The organism is Grimontia kaedaensis, assembly GCF_023746615.1.
GTDB classification, from domain to species: domain Bacteria; phylum Pseudomonadota; class Gammaproteobacteria; order Enterobacterales; family Vibrionaceae; genus Enterovibrio; species Enterovibrio kaedaensis.
The window spans coordinates 490,548-506,092 of record NZ_CP082275.1 but is presented as its reverse complement, the minus strand read 5'-3'; the positions used below and the strand labels follow the sequence as shown (position 1 = coordinate 506,092).

The 15,545-nt window shown below is 49.9% G+C and carries 17 protein-coding genes; 5 read left to right on the top strand and 12 right to left on the bottom strand.

Annotated elements, in window-relative coordinates:
• Positions 1 to 16 precede the first annotated feature (16 nt).
• From era to rpoE, 8 genes are all read right to left on the bottom strand, one after another.
• Entirely contained in the window at positions 17 to 931 is a 915-nt protein-coding gene (gene era, locus K6Q96_RS02505) for a GTPase Era (protein ID WP_002537524.1), read from the bottom strand.
• The gene (gene rnc / locus K6Q96_RS02500) at positions 928 to 1,602 is read right to left on the bottom strand and encodes a ribonuclease III (RefSeq protein ID WP_002537523.1); all 675 of its coding nucleotides are present in this window, start codon (positions 1,600 to 1,602) and stop codon (positions 928 to 930) included. The genes era and rnc overlap by 4 nt, the downstream gene beginning before the upstream one ends.
• 11 nt (positions 1,603 to 1,613) lie before the next feature.
• The gene (lepB, locus tag K6Q96_RS02495; RefSeq protein WP_062666183.1) at positions 1,614 to 2,513 is read right to left on the bottom strand and encodes a signal peptidase I; all 900 of its coding nucleotides are present in this window, start codon (positions 2,511 to 2,513) and stop codon (positions 1,614 to 1,616) included.
• Between the two features lie 30 nt (positions 2,514 to 2,543).
• Entirely contained in the window at positions 2,544 to 4,340 is a 1,797-nt protein-coding gene (gene lepA / locus K6Q96_RS02490) for a translation elongation factor 4 (protein WP_251877546.1), read from the bottom strand.
• Positions 4,341 to 4,416: 76 nt separating this feature from the next.
• Positions 4,417 to 4,911, bottom strand: a complete 495-nt coding sequence (locus tag K6Q96_RS02485) for a SoxR reducing system RseC family protein (RefSeq protein WP_251877544.1) — start codon at positions 4,909 to 4,911, stop codon at positions 4,417 to 4,419.
• Positions 4,908 to 5,882, bottom strand: a complete 975-nt coding sequence (gene rseB / locus K6Q96_RS02480; RefSeq protein ID WP_251877542.1) for a sigma-E factor regulatory protein RseB — start codon at positions 5,880 to 5,882, stop codon at positions 4,908 to 4,910. The genes K6Q96_RS02485 and rseB overlap by 4 nt, the downstream gene beginning before the upstream one ends.
• Positions 5,882 to 6,505 (bottom strand): RseA family anti-sigma factor, encoded by a 624-nt coding sequence (locus tag K6Q96_RS02475; protein WP_251877540.1) that lies wholly within the window; start codon positions 6,503 to 6,505, stop codon positions 5,882 to 5,884. The genes rseB and K6Q96_RS02475 overlap by 1 nt, the downstream gene beginning before the upstream one ends.
• Positions 6,506 to 6,535: 30 nt before the next feature.
• Positions 6,536 to 7,114: an RNA polymerase sigma factor RpoE gene (gene rpoE, locus K6Q96_RS02470; protein ID WP_062666172.1), complete on the bottom strand. Its 579-nt coding sequence runs from the start codon at positions 7,112 to 7,114 to the stop codon at positions 6,536 to 6,538.
• A 426-nt stretch (positions 7,115 to 7,540) separates the two neighbouring features.
• Between rpoE and nadB the strand changes: the two genes are divergently transcribed.
• Entirely contained in the window at positions 7,541 to 9,154 is a 1,614-nt protein-coding gene (gene nadB, locus K6Q96_RS02465; RefSeq protein ID WP_251877538.1) for an L-aspartate oxidase, read from the top strand.
• An 87-nt stretch (positions 9,155 to 9,241) separates the two neighbouring features.
• Here the strand turns inward: nadB and K6Q96_RS02460 are convergent, their stop codons facing one another.
• The 3 genes from K6Q96_RS02460 to K6Q96_RS02450 all read right to left on the bottom strand — a co-directional run bounded on the left by K6Q96_RS02460 (position 9,242) and on the right by K6Q96_RS02450 (position 11,812).
• The gene (locus K6Q96_RS02460) at positions 9,242 to 11,050 is read right to left on the bottom strand and encodes a methyl-accepting chemotaxis protein (RefSeq protein ID WP_251877536.1); all 1,809 of its coding nucleotides are present in this window, start codon (positions 11,048 to 11,050) and stop codon (positions 9,242 to 9,244) included.
• Between the two features lie 125 nt (positions 11,051 to 11,175).
• A complete protein-coding gene (locus tag K6Q96_RS02455; RefSeq protein ID WP_251877534.1) occupies positions 11,176 to 11,583 on the bottom strand; it encodes a protein YgfX in 408 nt (135 codons plus the stop codon).
• The gene (locus K6Q96_RS02450) at positions 11,552 to 11,812 is read right to left on the bottom strand and encodes an FAD assembly factor SdhE (RefSeq protein ID WP_251877532.1); all 261 of its coding nucleotides are present in this window, start codon (positions 11,810 to 11,812) and stop codon (positions 11,552 to 11,554) included. Before K6Q96_RS02450 ends, K6Q96_RS02455 begins: the two co-directional genes overlap by 32 nt.
• 184 nt (positions 11,813 to 11,996) lie before the next feature.
• Between K6Q96_RS02450 and ygfZ the strand changes: the two genes are divergently transcribed.
• From ygfZ to K6Q96_RS02430, 4 genes are all read left to right on the top strand, one after another.
• A complete protein-coding gene (ygfZ, locus tag K6Q96_RS02445) occupies positions 11,997 to 12,977 on the top strand; it encodes a tRNA-modifying protein YgfZ (protein ID WP_251877531.1) in 981 nt (326 codons plus the stop codon).
• Between the two features lie 2 nt (positions 12,978 to 12,979).
• Entirely contained in the window at positions 12,980 to 13,468 is a 489-nt protein-coding gene (locus K6Q96_RS02440; RefSeq protein ID WP_434802154.1) for an aminoacyl-tRNA deacylase, read from the top strand.
• Positions 13,465 to 14,400 (top strand): LysR family transcriptional regulator, encoded by a 936-nt coding sequence (locus tag K6Q96_RS02435; protein ID WP_251877529.1) that lies wholly within the window; start codon positions 13,465 to 13,467, stop codon positions 14,398 to 14,400. Before K6Q96_RS02440 ends, K6Q96_RS02435 begins: the two co-directional genes overlap by 4 nt.
• Before the next feature lie 221 nt (positions 14,401 to 14,621).
• A complete protein-coding gene (locus K6Q96_RS02430) occupies positions 14,622 to 14,825 on the top strand; it encodes a DUF1107 family protein (RefSeq protein WP_251877527.1) in 204 nt (67 codons plus the stop codon).
• An 85-nt stretch (positions 14,826 to 14,910) separates the two neighbouring features.
• Here K6Q96_RS02430 and gcvH read toward each other — a convergent pair whose 3' ends face one another.
• Complete coding sequence (gcvH, locus tag K6Q96_RS02425) at positions 14,911 to 15,309, bottom strand: glycine cleavage system protein GcvH (RefSeq protein ID WP_251877525.1); 399 nt, start codon at positions 15,307 to 15,309, stop codon at positions 14,911 to 14,913.
• Between the last annotated feature and the right edge of the window lie 236 nt (positions 15,310 to 15,545).

Genomic DNA, 15,545 nt, shown 5'->3' with positions numbered 1-15,545 from the left:
TCAGCCAATAACGCTGTTAAAGGTCGTCGATGTAACCGAGGCTGCGCAGTGCGCGCTCGTCATCAGCCCAACCGGATTTCACTTTTACCCAAAGCTCAAGGTAGACCTTGCGCTCGAAAAGATCTTCCATGTCGAGACGGGCTTCACGGCCGATGGTTTTGATTTTGTCGCCACCCTTGCCTATCACCATACGCTTCTGGCCGTTACGCTCAACCAAGATCAGGCCATTGATTTCAAAGCCATCCGTGTCTGGGTTGTAATCAAAACGTTCGATTTCCACGGTGACTGAGTATGGCAGTTCATCGCCAGTGAAACGCATCAGCTTTTCACGGATGATTTCAGACGCCATAAAGCGCTGAGAACGGTCCGTCACATACTCTTCCGGGAAATACCACTCTCCTTCCGGCAGGTGGTTACGAACCAGTTTCTCGACCACGTCAATGTTGGTGCCATGCTTCGCTGAAACCGGAACCACATCGATGAAGTCCATTTTCTCACTGACTTCCTGAAGGTGTGGGAACAACTCGCCCTTTTCCTTCACGTTATCGACTTTGTTGATCAGCAGTACGGTTGGCAGCTCAGCTTTCTTGAGCTTGTTCAGTACCATCTCATCATCTTGCGTCCACTGAGTACCGTCCACCAGGAACAGTACAAGTTCAACGTCAGTCAGGGAGCTTGAAGCCGCACGGTTCATCAAACGGTTAATGGTGCGTTTTTCTTCAATGTGCAGTCCCGGTGTGTCCACGTAAACCGCCTGATAACCGTCACGGGTATCAACACCCATGATGCGGTGGCGGGTGGTTTGTGGTTTACGCGAGGTAATAGACAGCTTCTGCCCAACCAGACGGTTGAGAAGTGTCGATTTGCCCACATTCGGGCGGCCTACGATGGCAATAAAGCCACAGTGGTGCGTTTCGTGCGTGTCTGTCATGAGTCCAGCTTTTGCAATGCCAGTTCTGCAGCCGCTTGCTCAGCCTTGCGACGACTGCTGCCTTTACCTACGACAGGTCGATCCAGACCTGCTACTTCACATTCCACCGTAAATTGCTGGTTGTGCGCTTCGCCTTGTACCTTAGTAACATTATAGGCAGGCAGCGGCTTACGACGCCCTTGCAGGAATTCTTGCAAACGTGTTTTCGGATCTTTCTGGTTCGCGCCCGGCTGGATAGTCTCCAGGCGTTGTTTGTACCAGCTCAATACAATTCCACGTACCGTTTCCAGATCGCTGTCGAGGTAGATAGCGCCGATGATCGCCTCAACGGCGTCTGCCAGGATAGAGTCACGGCGGAAACCGCCACTTTTCAGCTCACCCGGCCCCAGTTGCAGCACATCACCCAGTTCGAACTCGCGGCCCAATTCAGCCAGCGTGTTACCACGAACCAAGGTTGCACGCATGCGGCTCATATCACCTTCATCAACGTTCGGGAAACGATGGTAGAGGTCGTCAGCAACAACGAAACTCAAAATAGAATCGCCCAGAAACTCCAAACGCTCATTGTGATTTCCACTGGCGCTTCGGTGTGTCAGGGCGAGACTGAGAAGCGCCGCATCACTAAATTCATAGCCGATGCGACGCTGTAATTTATTTATAGGTGTTGTCATGTCGTTCCAAGTTAATCAATGCCGCCGATGCGATTGAAACGCACCCCGACAGGTACCCAAGACGGCAGGAAACTGTCGCCTTGTTCATCAAATTCAAAACTGATCCAGATACCGACTGCTTTACCTACCAGATTAGCCTCAGGTACAAAGCCCCAGAAGCGACTATCTTTACTGTTGTCACGGTTGTCACCCATCACGAAGTACTCGCCTTCCGGCACCACCCACTCACCTAGACCCGGCGTTGGATAATACTGACCAGCTTGATTTTTCGTATATGGGTTCACCAGAATCTGGTGAGGCTCAACACCTAACTCTTCCTGTGCTTGAATCAGGTTCGCACCACGCTGAACGAATTCACTCTTGTGAACATCATCCACTGGCACCAATTCACAGGTCGATTCACCTTTCTTCTGGATACACAGACGTTTGTCTTCGCTGTAGCGAACCGTATCGCCCGGCACACCAATCACGCGCTTGATAAAGTCGACGTTTGGCTGTGGTGGGTACTTGAACACCACCACGTCACCGCGCTCTGGCTTCCCGTTTTCCACCAGTTGATGGCGGAATACAGGGTCTTTCAGGCCGTAAGCGAACTTCTCCACCAGGATAAAGTCGCCCACCAGCAGTGTCGGCATCATAGAACCAGATGGGATCTGGAACGGCTCGTAAATAAACGAACGCAGCACCAGAACAAGGCCAATAACAGGGAACACGGAGGCTGAGGTTTCTACCCAGCTTGGCTGAGGGGCAACTTGTGCAACCTGCTCTTCACTTAGCTCACCACCGTCCACATTGAGCGCTTCAGCCGCTTTTTGCTGGCGTCGCGGCGCCCATTTGAACTTATCCAGTGCCCAGATAATCCCAGTAAACAGGGTGACAAGCACCAGAATCAGCGAGAAAGTATTAGCCATCGTGTTCCCCTAAACCTTTAATCCCTTTTATTATTTATCTTTACCTACGTGCAGAATCGCCAGGAACGCTTCTTGAGGCAGTTCGACGTTGCCAATCTGCTTCATGCGTTTTTTACCTTCTTTTTGCTTCTGCAGCAGTTTCTTCTTACGGCTTACGTCACCACCGTAACACTTCGCGGTCACGTTTTTACGAAGCTGTTTCACGGTCGAGCGCGCAATGATGTGGTTACCGATTGCTGCCTGAATCGCGATGTCGAACTGCTGACGAGGAATGAATTCTTTCATCTTCTCAACCAGATCACGACCACGGGATTGCGCCTGATCTTTGTGAGTGATGATCGCCAATGCATCCACGTTGTCGCCGTTCAGCAATACGTCAACACGCACCATGTTCGACCCTTCGTAACGCTGGAAGTTGTAATCCAGAGAAGCATAACCGCGTGACGTCGATTTCAGACGGTCGAAGAAGTCCAGAACCACTTCTGCCATTGGAATATCGTAAGTGAGGGCGACTTGGTTACCGTGGTAAACCATGTCAACTTGAACGCCACGCTTCTCGACACACAAGGTGATAACGTTACCCAGGTACTCTGAAGGTACAAGGATGTTACAACGCGCAATTGGCTCACCCATCACTTCGATATCGTTAACCGCTGGCAATTTCGCAGGGCTATCAACGTACAGGGTGTCACCGTTGGTCTTCTTCACTTCGTACACTACGGTTGGTGCCGTGGTGATCAGATCTAGGTTGTATTCACGCTCCAGACGCTCTTGGATGATTTCCATGTGCAGCATGCCAAGAAAACCACAACGGAAACCAAAGCCCAGTGCTGCTGAGTTTTCTGGCTCGTAGAACAGTGACGCATCGTTCAGGCTCAGTTTGCCAAGTGCATCACGGAAGTTTTCGTAGTCGTCAGACGAAACAGGGAAGAGACCCGCATAAACCTGAGGCTTCACTTTCTTAAAGCCTGGTAGCGGTGTTTCTGCACCGTGTTTTGCGTGGGTCAAGGTATCACCCACTGGCGCGCCCAGAATGTCTTTAATACCACAAACAACCCAGCCCACCTCGCCGGTACGCAGACCTTGGGTGTCAGTTTGTTTTGGTGTGAAGATACCGATGCGATCAACACCCCACACCTGACCGGTGCTCATGACTTTGATCTTATCGCCTTTTTTCAGCTCGCCGTTCTTAATGCGAACCAGCGACACAACGCCCAGATAGTTATCGAACCATGAGTCGATGATCAGCGCTTGCAGCGGCGCTTCTGGGTCACCTTGAGGTGGCGGAACATTCTTAACGATATCTTCCAGAACCAGATCTACGCCGAGACCCGTTTTCGCTGAACAGCGAGTCGCTTCGGTCGCATCGATACCGACAATGTCTTCGATCTCTTCCGCTACGCGGTCAGGGTCGGCTGCTGGCAGGTCAATTTTGTTCAGGATTGGAACCACTTCCAGATCCATTTCAATCGCGGTGTAGCAGTTCGCCAAAGTCTGAGCTTCTACACCCTGACCCGCGTCGACCACCAGCAAAGCACCCTCACACGCCGCCAGAGAACGAGAAACTTCGTAAGAGAAGTCAACATGTCCTGGGGTGTCGATGAAGTTCAGCTGATAGGTTTCCCCGTCCTGCGCTGCATAATTCAGCGTCACACTTTGTGCTTTGATGGTGATACCACGTTCGCGTTCAAGATCCATGGAATCCAGAACTTGCGCCGCCATTTCACGGTCAGTTAGGCCGCCACAGACCTGAATAAGACGGTCTGACAGAGTCGACTTACCGTGGTCAATGTGGGCAATAATCGAAAAGTTACGAATGTGCTTCATAAATGGTGTGACTAACTCGTTAGTTAAAATAAGAGGATCTTACGATCAAGTGGCGGGATTCTACCGAAATTAATGGCTAGTCGCTATCTTCTGTTGCGGCATTTATCACCGCCGCCGAGTCAACAGGGTTGCCAAGAATGCGTAAAAGTTTAGGCGTTGCGCCCGCATTCTGCTCCAGCTTTCGCGAAAAATGGCGTGCTACTAGGAATCCCAGCCCACCCGCAACAAGCGAAGACAGAATGATCACGCCTTCTCCCGTCGCCATTAAATCTGCGAGAAACTGCCCGAAAAACGCACCCACAATCGCAAACAACAGCGGAAAGATGTAGACCACCAGCGCAGATTGCAACACGGTTTGCTCTTCCAAGCCAATTTCAACCAAGGTACCTGCATTTACAGGCTTGTCTGACGGAACACGGATATCCAGCACTTTACCAGGCAGGGCGTTGCTGACGATTCCCGTGCCACAATTGCTCTTAGAAGCACAGCTACCACAGCTGGTTTTCTGCTGGCAGCGAACAGTCAGGTAACCCTCGCCACTGCCAGTAACCTCTGCCAATGCCGTGATCATGGCGTTGGCGTTCCTTCCGCGGCTTGTGGCGCGGTCATACGAACTGATTCAGCCACTTTTTTCGCGGTCGCTGGTGGAATGTCTCCTACCACAGTGATTTCTGCATTGCCGGACACATGGCTGTGCAGCGTGCGACGGCCTTTTCTGACCAGCTGCTCGCGCACTGACAGATCATCGGCTTCTGATAGGTAAACCGAGAAGCTGAATAGGCCATCGCTGAACATCTGGCTTTCTACCGGGCGCTCGGTGATCATCAAACGGTGACGGTTGCTATAAATTGGGGAAAAGCCATCAGGCAAAGAGGTAACTTGCCAGCCAAGACCAGCGTCACGCTGCTTCGGCACCTGAACCACCGGAGGTAATTCAATGTCTGACATCTGCTTCATCACGTCGCCAATCTGTGGCGAAATCACAAGAGAAAGAGCGCGATATTGCTCTATCGGGTCGCCATCGCGATCCAAAAGGTCTGCACGGGTGAGCAGTTTGGTATTCTGATCAATCCAGAGCACATAGGAGTACCGTGCACCGTCTTTCGGGGACACGCGCACTACATCGCAAGCAAGACCTGCTTCACGCGCTCTTCCCAGTGGCACGAAATCGTACATGGTCGAAAGATGATCGATATCGGAATGCATGATGGCAGGCAACGGTGCCACCATCTGATTGCTCGCGATAGTAAACGGGTCAATGCCTGGCTCGAAATAACTGATTTCATCACCACGGCGAATTACTTCACGCGGTGGGCCAGCCAGATAAGCAATATGACCAAATGACTCACCATCAACCAACGCGTGGCGAAAACGGAGGGGCTCAATACTGTTTTTCCGGACCAAAATATAGGAAAGTTCGTAGTCCAATTGTTCGGTTGCCTGGCCCATCTGATGCAACAATGCCTCGGCGGGATTCTCTTCCGTCGAGGCATTAGCAACCAGACTGACCAGTGCACAGGCACCGATCAGGAGATGTTTCATCAATCTAATGTGCTCACTTCTGGTGTTAGCTTCTCATCTTGTTCAATCATTTCATCAGCATTGAGGCGAAGCTGCAACTCATAGTCTTGGAACATCGCATTCACACGGCGACGCTGCTCCATAAGCTGTGCTTCAGTCGGATTACTCTGCAACGATTCACGGCTAAGACTCACAGGTTCAGCGGAGCCAGCCAAAGGAATAGTTTGTAAAACTGGAGGCTGTGACGCTGCCAGAACTGGATCCACTTGATCGCCGCCATTGTATTGCTGAACGCCAACAATCACTGCAAGAGATACTGCTGCCGCCATACCCACCTGAGTGAGTTGCTGTAACCAAGATGGCATACCTTTTTTAGCAACCGCTGGTGTAGGTTGTGCTTCCTGAATAGGAACAACATTTGGCGCTGCTTGAGTACCGTGTGCAGGCTCGAACTCAAGCGCTGCAGCCACGTTGGACGCAATATCCCAACTAGGGGTTGGCGCTTCTCCACGCATTACATCACGGGTGACAGCAAAGCTTTTCCATGCTTGCTGTGCCGACTGATCATTTTCCAGCGCATCAATCAGCGCTTGATCAATCTCATCACCATCAAATAATGCGGAAAGGTTTTCTTTTTCAGCCATTTATTTCACCGTTATCAACAGGTAACACTGTTAGTGGTTCATCAAAGGACGAACACGTTTGTCTACCGCTTCCCTGGCACGGAATATACGCGAACGCACCGTTCCTACCGGGCAGTCCATCACTTCAGCGATCTCTTCATAGCTTAGGCCATCAATTTCACGCAGGGTGATCGCCGTTTTCAAATCGTCAGGTAAAGACTCAATCGTGTTGAAAACGACCTGTTTCAACTGTTCTGACAACATAAGATTCTCAGGGTTCGAAATTTCTTTCAGTGCGCCACCATTTTCATAATTTTCAGCTTCTTCTGCGTCAATATCACTTGATGGCGGGCGTCTACCCTGTGCAACCAAATAGTTCTTCGCCGTGTTCACCGCAATGCGGTAAAGCCAAGTATAGAACGCACTCTCACCGCGAAATCCCGGCAAGGCGCGATACGCTTTAATAAAAGCTTCCTGCGCAACATCAGGCACGTCGCCGCTGTTGCTGACATAGCGAGAAATCAGATTGCATACCTTGTTTTGATATTTTACGACCAGCAGGTTAAACGCCTGCTTATCACCATTCTGTACGCGCTCAATTAAGGCTTGATCGGTTAACTGCTCGCTCATTCGAGCGCCTTCTCCTTATTATTGACACCAGTAGTCTACTTTCAATATGAGAGTGTTCACCGCTAAGGTCAGAACACTGTCAGCTACCGGTATTTCTTCTCGCTCTCTGCCACTGTGGTGCCCGGCTTCTTTTTCTGCCGCGCGATTTTTATTGAGTGAGCACAGTGTATGAGTGAAACATTAAAAAAAAGTTCCCTAAACGGACTCCCGTCATTATACGATTAGATCCGGATCGCAAAGTCTATCAGAATGTTTGGTCACACCATAACCAACTCTCATTCTGCAGATCCCACTCTGTCGCATAATGAAGCAACTGGCAACGTTCTACGTATTGCCGCATTAGTGTAAAATCACTGAAATAACTCGAACTCGTTGTTTCAGGTAGCCGACTTACATAGCTACTTGGGAGAAAGGAATACGTAATCAATGAGCAACCAAGAACACGTGTGTGATGTGCTGGTGATTGGCAGCGGTGCTGCTGGTTTGTCTCTGGCACTCCATTTGGCCCCTACCCAGAAAGTGATGGTGCTGAGCAAAGGACCGCGCAGCGAAGGGGCGACCTACTACGCACAAGGCGGTATTGCTGCAGTCTTTGATGAAAGTGACTCCGTCGAATCTCACGTTGACGATACGCTGATTGCCGGTGACGGCATTTGTGAAGAAGACGTCGTAAGCTTTATCGCTGAGAATGCCAAAGAGTGTGTTCAGTGGCTGATTGATGGCGGCGTACCTTTTGACCGCGAAGAAGACAGCGACGACGATGAGCCCAAATTCCACCTTACCCGTGAGGGTGGCCATAGCCACAGACGGATTCTGCATGCTGCCGACGCAACAGGCGCAGCAGTTCAAACGTCGCTGCAGGAAAATGTCATGCAGCATCCCAACATCAATGTGATGGAACGCCATAACGCGCTGGATCTTATCACCCGTAAGAAGATTGGGATCAGTGGCGCAAACCGTATCTTGGGTGCTTATATCTGGAACCGTGACCGTGAAGCCGTCGAAACCGTACGTGCCAAGTTTGTGGTTCTTGCCACAGGCGGTGCATCTAAGGTTTACCAATATACCTCCAACCCAGATGTATCTTCCGGTGATGGTATTGCCATGGCATGGCGTGCAGGCTGTCGGGTCGCCAATCTTGAATTTAATCAGTTTCACCCGACATGTCTGTTCCACCCAGAAGCTCGTAACTTTCTTCTAACGGAAGCCCTTCGCGGTGAAGGTGCGTACTTGCGTCGCCCTGATGGCTCCCGTTTTATGCCAGACTTTGATGATCGAGCCGAGCTTGCTCCGCGCGACGTGGTCGCCCGTGCTATTGACTATGAGATGAAGCGTCTCGGTGCGGACTGTATGTATCTCGACATCAGCCATAAAGACCCGGATTTCATCACCAAGCATTTCCCGACCATTGATGAAAAGCTGAAAACCTTTGGTTTCGATTTGACCAAAGAAGCCATTCCTATCGTTCCTGCTGCTCACTATACATGCGGCGGTGTTATGGTTGATCAGAACGGCCAGACCGATCTGGAAGGCTTATACGCGATTGGTGAGGTTAGCTACACCGGCCTTCACGGTGCTAACCGTATGGCATCTAACTCACTGCTCGAATGCGTGGTTTACGCTTGGGCCGCTGCCATGCATATTGGTGAAAATGCTGCCACTGCAGAAATTCCTCCCACACTGCCGCACTGGGACGACAGCCAGGTATGTTGCTCAGACGAAGAGGTTGTAATCCAGCACAACTGGCACGAGTTACGTCTCTTTATGTGGGACTACGTGGGGATCGTGCGCTCCACCAAGCGTCTTGAGCGCGCACTTCGCCGTATCGAACTGCTTAAGCAGGAAACTAACGAGTACTACAGCAACTTCCGCGTTTCCAACAACCTTCTGGAGCTGCGCAACCTGCTTCAGGTGGCTGAGCTGATGGTGCGCTGTGCAATGGCACGTAAAGAAAGCCGCGGCCTACATTACACCATTGATTACCCAGACAAGGCAGACAACTCCGGCCCAACGATTCTGGTACCAGACTTTCCTTGCTGATGGTGCTCATTGCTTAAAACGACGTTGAAAACGAAAAGCCCTCGATTGAGGGCTTTTTTATTGGAAGTTATCAGAGCGAAAGAGTGCTCAGGAACGGAAAGCTGAGATCGCGGTTTCCAGTTCGCGGCTCTGCTCTGCTACACGTGCTGCAGCCTGCGCATTTTCGCTGGTTGAGGCTGTATTTGATGAGGTAATCTCTTGAATAGAATTAACATTCATGTTCACTTCTTTAGCCACCATGCTTTGCTCCTCCACCGCGGCGGCAATCTGGGTGCTCATGTCCATGATTTGCTGCATGTCCACGATGATGTTATCGAGCTCCATGGAGGCATCTTCCACGTAACTTACTGATTGCTCACTATCTCGTTGACAAGTGTTGATACGATCAACCACGCTATTGGTCTGCTCTTGCAGCGAAGCAATCATGGTGGCGATTTCATCAGTTGATTTGTTAGTGCGGGTGGCGAGAGAACGGACTTCATCGGCTACTACTGCAAAACCGCGGCCTTGCTCACCAGCACGTGCTGCTTCAATCGCCGCATTCAACGCCAAAAGGTTGGTCTGTTCGGAGATATCTTTGATGACGTCAACCACAGTGCCAATCTGTTGGGACAACGATACCAAACTATGGATATCGTTGTTGGCAATACTCAGCCCATCTGAAAGCGTAGTAATCGCATCACGGGTTGCCTGAACTGTTTGGTGGCCTTTTTGAGCACGGGTCAGACTTTGGTTAGCGTTCGCAGCTGCCGTTTCCGTGTTGGACGCGATCTCACGAATGGTCGCTTCCATCTGGTTGACCGCTGTTGCCGCCAGTTCTGCTTCCGTTTGCTGTTTATCAAGCGCAAATTCTGCGTCATTGCTGCGTGACTGCACATCCGACGCTGTCGAATTGAGAGTAGTAATGGAGACTTTCACGCCAGCAATAAGTGACTGACAGTGTTCCAATACTGAGTTGAAATCAGTAGCGACCAGAGCAATTTCATCTTTGCCCTGTGCTTCTGCACGGAGGGTCAGGTCACGCTGCTCCGCCACTTTCTCCATGGTTTCGGTCAGCGTTTTCAAACGGCGTTGAATGTAACGGTTCAGTAGAATACTCGCCGTGATCAGAAGTGACGATATCACCAATAGTACAATCAACGAGGTGATAATCAGCGTTTGCTCCCCGCTTTCCAATTCACTGGCAAGCTGCGCGCGCATGTCATCGAAGTCAACTTCGACTTGATGAGTTTGGGCGCGAATCTTACCCAGAAGGCCCGATTTATGGTCAAGGCCCACCTCACGACTGACTTGCATGTATTTTTCTACCAACGCTTTTTGGGCGTCAAGTGAAGATAAACCAGTTTCGCTTTTCACGCCCTGCCACACGCGACCAAATTCTTCGAAACGTGCTTCTGTGACATCCGACATAAAGAGTCGGCTCAGCGTCACCAGATAAGCAATATCATTGATAGAAGGATTGTCTTCCAAAAGCTTGTCATTGATTTTGCCCAACTCACCATGAATACCGGCGGTACGGTTCAAGCCCAGCTTTTCATAACCTTTCGACAAAGAAATAAAACCGCTGTGATAATTCTTCATTGCCTGGGACACGGCACTAATCTGCGGCAGCGAGATCTCCAACCGCTTTGCATCCTGAGATAGGGTATTCAGATCCTCTTCGAATTTGGCAACATTGCCAGAGAACCTATCAACGTATTTGGTATCGAGTCGTGCCAGAAAGTCTTTTTCGTTTCGACGTAAATTAAGCAGTCGAACTTCCAACTCTGCGACCAGGAATTGCTTGGTTTTCAAATCGACCATTCGCTCTAACGCTTGCCAGCCGATAAATGCAAATAAAATTAACGACACTGCAGAGAATGCCGTCAAACCATACAGTTTTGTTCTTATTTTCATGTCACCTCTTCCCTATCTAACTTCTGGAGTCGACGGCAATGCTGATGCCTGCTTGGACTTTTATCGGCGACATCAAGAAATCGTTTAGGAATGATGTACGCTAAAGAAGAAAAGAAGGATTTTGATCACATTTTCAATACGAGACAAACGCGACTGAGATGACGGAAGGTGTCCTCCTGAAAAGCATCAAAGGCCAATGCCAATCGGTGCTTTTCGAACTGTGAAGTCAAATCCAGAATGATAAGGTGACGACTAAAAAAGCTGACCCGTTGGACATCGAATGTTTTCCCATTCAATCTGCATGTACCGTCAATGTTCAGGAAAAGCTCACTATTGCTCTGAGAGATAAAGGATAGAGAGACCAGTTCCCGGATGAGAAAGCAAAGCAGCAGTGCTTTAGCTTCAAGAGGGAAGGCGCTGGCAACAAACAAAGTCATTGTTGACAGCGCATAGATACCGACAACACCAGCATGTAAAAATCGGGAGGGCTGGATATCGGTATTAACGGAGTTTGCTGCGGTTATGCTCGACAATTTTATCTATCATCGCTGCCAGTTCAGGTTTGTCGCTGCGGCCATGCCCCATCAACCATGTGAAAAGGTCAGGGTCATCGCATTCCAGCAAAGCGACAAAGTGATGTTTTTCTTCTTCAGTCAGCGTATCAAAACGCTCTTCAAAAAACGGCATGATAATGACATCAAGCTCCAACATACCACGACGGCATGCCCACTTGATACGCGCTTTGTCTTCTGCGCCCAGCATGAGTACCTCGAAAATTAGGCCAAAAATAACTAGCTCAAATAGTATCAGCGCGCTGATCGCCTTGCTATGGCTCCAGGATTGAATCTTGTAACCCTGTGATCTGACCCCATATCAAAGGCATATTGCTGACTTTGTCCTCGACTCGGATTACCATAATCCCAACTATTTTTAAGCGAGAAACACCATGACGACCTGGTATCAAACACACGCTTTCAACCGTCTTCCTCTTTTCTCAGATAGCGCGCTGCCAGCCCTGTCAGTTATCGCACTGGATAACCTTTCCTTGATCACGGCAGTCGGCCAGGACACCATTCCTTATCTCCAAGGCCAGTTGACCTGTGATTTGGTGTCGCTTGAGCAAACCCGCTCAACCCTTGCCGCCCACTGCGATGCTAAAGGCAAAGTGTGGTCTGCCATCCGCCTATTCCACCATAACGATGGCATTGCCTATGTACAGCCTGCTTCTTTAGCAGAAAAGCAACTGGCAGAAATCAAAAAGTACGCTGTGTTCTCCAAAGTGGATTTTTCGCTATCAGAGCAAGTATTGATTGGTGTGGCGGGCGAGAAGGCAGATAGCGCCATAGCCTCCCGCTTTACCGGAGGAGGCGATGTTCGTGCAACCCAAACTGGTACGGCGGTTCGTATCGATAGCAAACGCTGGTTGCTGGCAATGGATGCGGAAGAAGCTGACACACTGATTGCTGAGCTGGGTGAGCGTGCAACACTCAGTGACAGCTCACTATGGACACTGCTGGAGCTTCGCGCAGCAATGCCTTCTATTGAAGAAGCCAACATCAGCGAGTTCATCCCTCAATCGATCAACTTGCAGGCGCTGGATGCCATCAGCTTTAAGAAAGGCTGTTACACCGGACAGGAAACCGTTGCGCGCGCGAAATATCGAGGTATCAACAAACGTGCAGCATACCTTCTTCAGGGTGAAGCGACAGAAGTACCGAAAGCCGGTGATACCTTCGACCGTAGCGTGGGCGAAAACTGGCGCACTGGCGGTACCGTGCTCTCTGGATACCGTTTTGAAGATGGTGAGGCACTGGCATTGGTCGTGCTACCAAACAACCTCGATGACGACAGTAAGTTCCGACTGGCCGACACTGACGTGCTTTGGCAGAAAGTCGAGCTGCCATACAGCCTGGAAGACGATGCCTAATTATGCCTTCGATTGATACTCCTATCCTTTCCATTTTGCGCGATGCTGGCATCGCGCACCGCTTGTTACCCCATGAAAATGAGGCAACGACCATCATCGATGCAGCCAAACAGCGCGGTGTCGAACCGGACCAGTTGGTCAAATCCATGTTGCTACGCGATATGGGCGGCCAAATGGCATTAGCTTGCGTGCCGGGTACCGCTTCCGTAGACCCCAAAAAAGTCCGCGACCTCCTTGGGTGTAGGCGCATGACTATGGTTGACAGTAAGCATGTGCAAAGCATTACTGGCTATTCACCCGGCATGGTGACGCCTATCTCGGTGTTTGGCATGTTGCCAATATTTTTTGACCCGAGTCTTGCTGAGTTCGAATACATCAACATTAGCAGCGGCTCACCCATGGCAGGTGTAGAACTTCGTTTTCAGGATCTGGTCGATTTTTGTGGGCCTACAATCGCTGATATCCGACGTGATGATGAGACAGGCGCGTGAAACCGGTTAATTGGCGCAGCGTTGATCTCAACCTTCTGGTTGCCTTCGCAGCGCTAATGGAAACCCGCAGCGTGACCCGCGCAGCCGAGAAGCTCTCAATTGGCCAATCGGCAATGAGTCATAACCTCTCTAGGCTGCGCACACTGCTCGATGACCCACTTTTCCATCGTCAAGGCAATGAAATGCAACCGACGGCACGAGCTTTCGAGCTAGAGCCAGTTGTCGCTGCCCTTCTCGACACGATTGCCACCGATGTACTGACCCCTGTTTTGTTTGAGCCAACGCAATATTCAGGGCCCGTTCGTATCGGCTTAACCGACTATGCAGAGTTGGTTTTCGCACCAACGCTGTTTGATGTGTTCCGAAAACAGGCGCCGCACTGCCAACTCAGTTGTCGCCCTGTCGACCGGGTTAACTACCGCGAGGCACTGAAAAACGATCAGGTTGATGTGGTACTGGGTGCTGTGGAAACCGAAGATCCTGTTTTATTGATGGAAGATCTCTACACCGAACAACATGTCTGTTTGTTTGACCCTGAATCCACTGGGCTGAGTACTCCGCTCTCAATAAGCGATTACACCAAAACACCTCACGCCTTGGTGACGGTAGACGGCCAGTTAAGCAGCCCTGTTGATAATAAGCTCAAATCCTTAGGTTTCGATCGCCAAGTTGTGATGGGCTCACAACGCTTTCTTACCGTTCGTCATCTTCTTTCTGGACGCAACCTTATCTGCACCGTGGCGGAGTTGATGGCAAAACTCGACATGTTCAATGACAGGCTTGCTATCAGTACAACGCCCATCGATGTCAGCAATTTTGTTATCCGCCAAATCTGGCACAAGAAAAATACCACCAGCGCTAAAAATCTTTGGATACGCCAAACCATTGATAAAACAGTACGTAATCAGGTACAAGATTTACGTGCCAGATAGATAGGCTCTTTGCCTTGATTTCCAGACTGTGACCAACCCCAAAGTCACACGATTACATCTCTAAAATTTCGGGTAAGTGTCATCTCTGTCACACAGTAGTCATACCCCTCCCGCTATAATGCCGCCCGCCAAAACAGAGCAGAGCGTGACTGCCGTTGCATGCAACAGATCTTCTCGGTTTAGGAAGTTGGCTGGAAATAAAAACAAAAAAGGAATTGCGAATGCGGATGTTTAATCGTTATATCCCGACTCTCATTGCGAAACACGTTTATAGATTATTCAGTGGACGTATTCACATCGATGGGCGGGGTGATTTCGACTTTCATCAAGGAATGGTGCAGGCGCAGTCAGATGGAGATATTGAACACTTTCGGACGGTGAAGGAGATCAACACAGAGATCCGTAAGCTGAAAGAAATGTACTGATGGCTTAGGTCGATTGACCTGACACTTCGCTTGAGAAAAAACACCGCAGTTAACGCGGTGTTTTTTTATCTTCACAAAGAGGAAATTACTCTTCTTCTTCTTCTTCGATAGAGTCCTGATACGCTTCGGCATCCAACAACTCATTAATTTCCGCTGAATCCGTGATGCGAATTTGGAACAGCCAGCCATCGCCGTAAGGGTCGCTGTTCACCAGCTCTGGTGAGCCTTCCAGATCTTCGTTGATAGCCACAATCTCACCGGTCAACGGCGTATAGATATCTGACGCTGCTTTTACGGATTCCGCAACGGCGCAATCATCACCTGCGTCTACCGTATCACCCACATCCGGCAGATCCACAAATACCATGTCCCCCAGCAAAGCCTGTGCATGGTCAGAAATGCCTACGGTATACACATCGTCACCTTCTGGTCTCACCCACTCGTGGGAAGTCGTGAATTTCAGCTCGGATGGGATATTGCTCATAAATCAGGTTCCTTCTAGAAAAACGTGCTGCAGCGTTCGACAAATAAGGGGTAGTACATAGTGTTAGATACGCAAATTAGGAAAGCCTCGAGCACTTCGCAAGAAAAATCACCGTACAAAAAGCAATAGTTTTAACTCGATCAAGCCTTTCATGTTGCGAGCTAATGTGTGCTCCATTTGAGCGACTTCCCAAGTAAAAACAAAAACGCCAACAGCAAATAGCCATTGGCGTTTGT

Bases quoted from the DNA above. Each gene is read 5' to 3' on its own strand.
- rpoE (WP_062666172.1), bottom strand. From the start codon at position 7,114: ATGAGCGAGCAGTTAACCGATCAAGCCTTAATTGAGCGCGTACAGAAT.
- K6Q96_RS02450 (WP_251877532.1), bottom strand. From the start codon at position 11,812: ATGCTGGGCGCAGAAGACAAAGCGCGTATCAAGTGGGCATGCCGTCGT.
- K6Q96_RS02475 (WP_251877540.1), bottom strand. From the start codon at position 6,505: ATGGCTGAAAAAGAAAACCTTTCCGCATTATTTGATGGTGATGAGATT.
- K6Q96_RS02485 (WP_251877544.1), bottom strand. From the start codon at position 4,911: ATGATCACGGCATTGGCAGAGGTTACTGGCAGTGGCGAGGGTTACCTG.
- lepA (WP_251877546.1), bottom strand. From the start codon at position 4,340: ATGAAGCACATTCGTAACTTTTCGATTATTGCCCACATTGACCACGGT.
- rnc (WP_002537523.1), bottom strand. From the start codon at position 1,602: ATGACAACACCTATAAATAAATTACAGCGTCGCATCGGCTATGAATTT.
- lepB (WP_062666183.1), bottom strand. From the start codon at position 2,513: ATGGCTAATACTTTCTCGCTGATTCTGGTGCTTGTCACCCTGTTTACT.
- ygfZ (WP_251877531.1), top strand. From the start codon at position 11,997: ATGACGACCTGGTATCAAACACACGCTTTCAACCGTCTTCCTCTTTTC.
- era (WP_002537524.1), bottom strand. From the start codon at position 931: ATGACAGACACGCACGAAACGCACCACTGTGGCTTTATTGCCATCGTA.
- gcvH (WP_251877525.1), bottom strand. From the start codon at position 15,309: ATGAGCAATATCCCATCCGAGCTGAAATTCACGACTTCCCACGAGTGG.
- nadB (WP_251877538.1), top strand. From the start codon at position 7,541: ATGAGCAACCAAGAACACGTGTGTGATGTGCTGGTGATTGGCAGCGGT.
- K6Q96_RS02430 (WP_251877527.1), top strand. From the start codon at position 14,622: ATGCGGATGTTTAATCGTTATATCCCGACTCTCATTGCGAAACACGTT.
- K6Q96_RS02440 (WP_434802154.1), top strand. From the start codon at position 12,980: ATGCCTTCGATTGATACTCCTATCCTTTCCATTTTGCGCGATGCTGGC.
- K6Q96_RS02460 (WP_251877536.1), bottom strand. From the start codon at position 11,050: ATGAAAATAAGAACAAAACTGTATGGTTTGACGGCATTCTCTGCAGTG.
- rseB (WP_251877542.1), bottom strand. From the start codon at position 5,882: ATGAAACATCTCCTGATCGGTGCCTGTGCACTGGTCAGTCTGGTTGCT.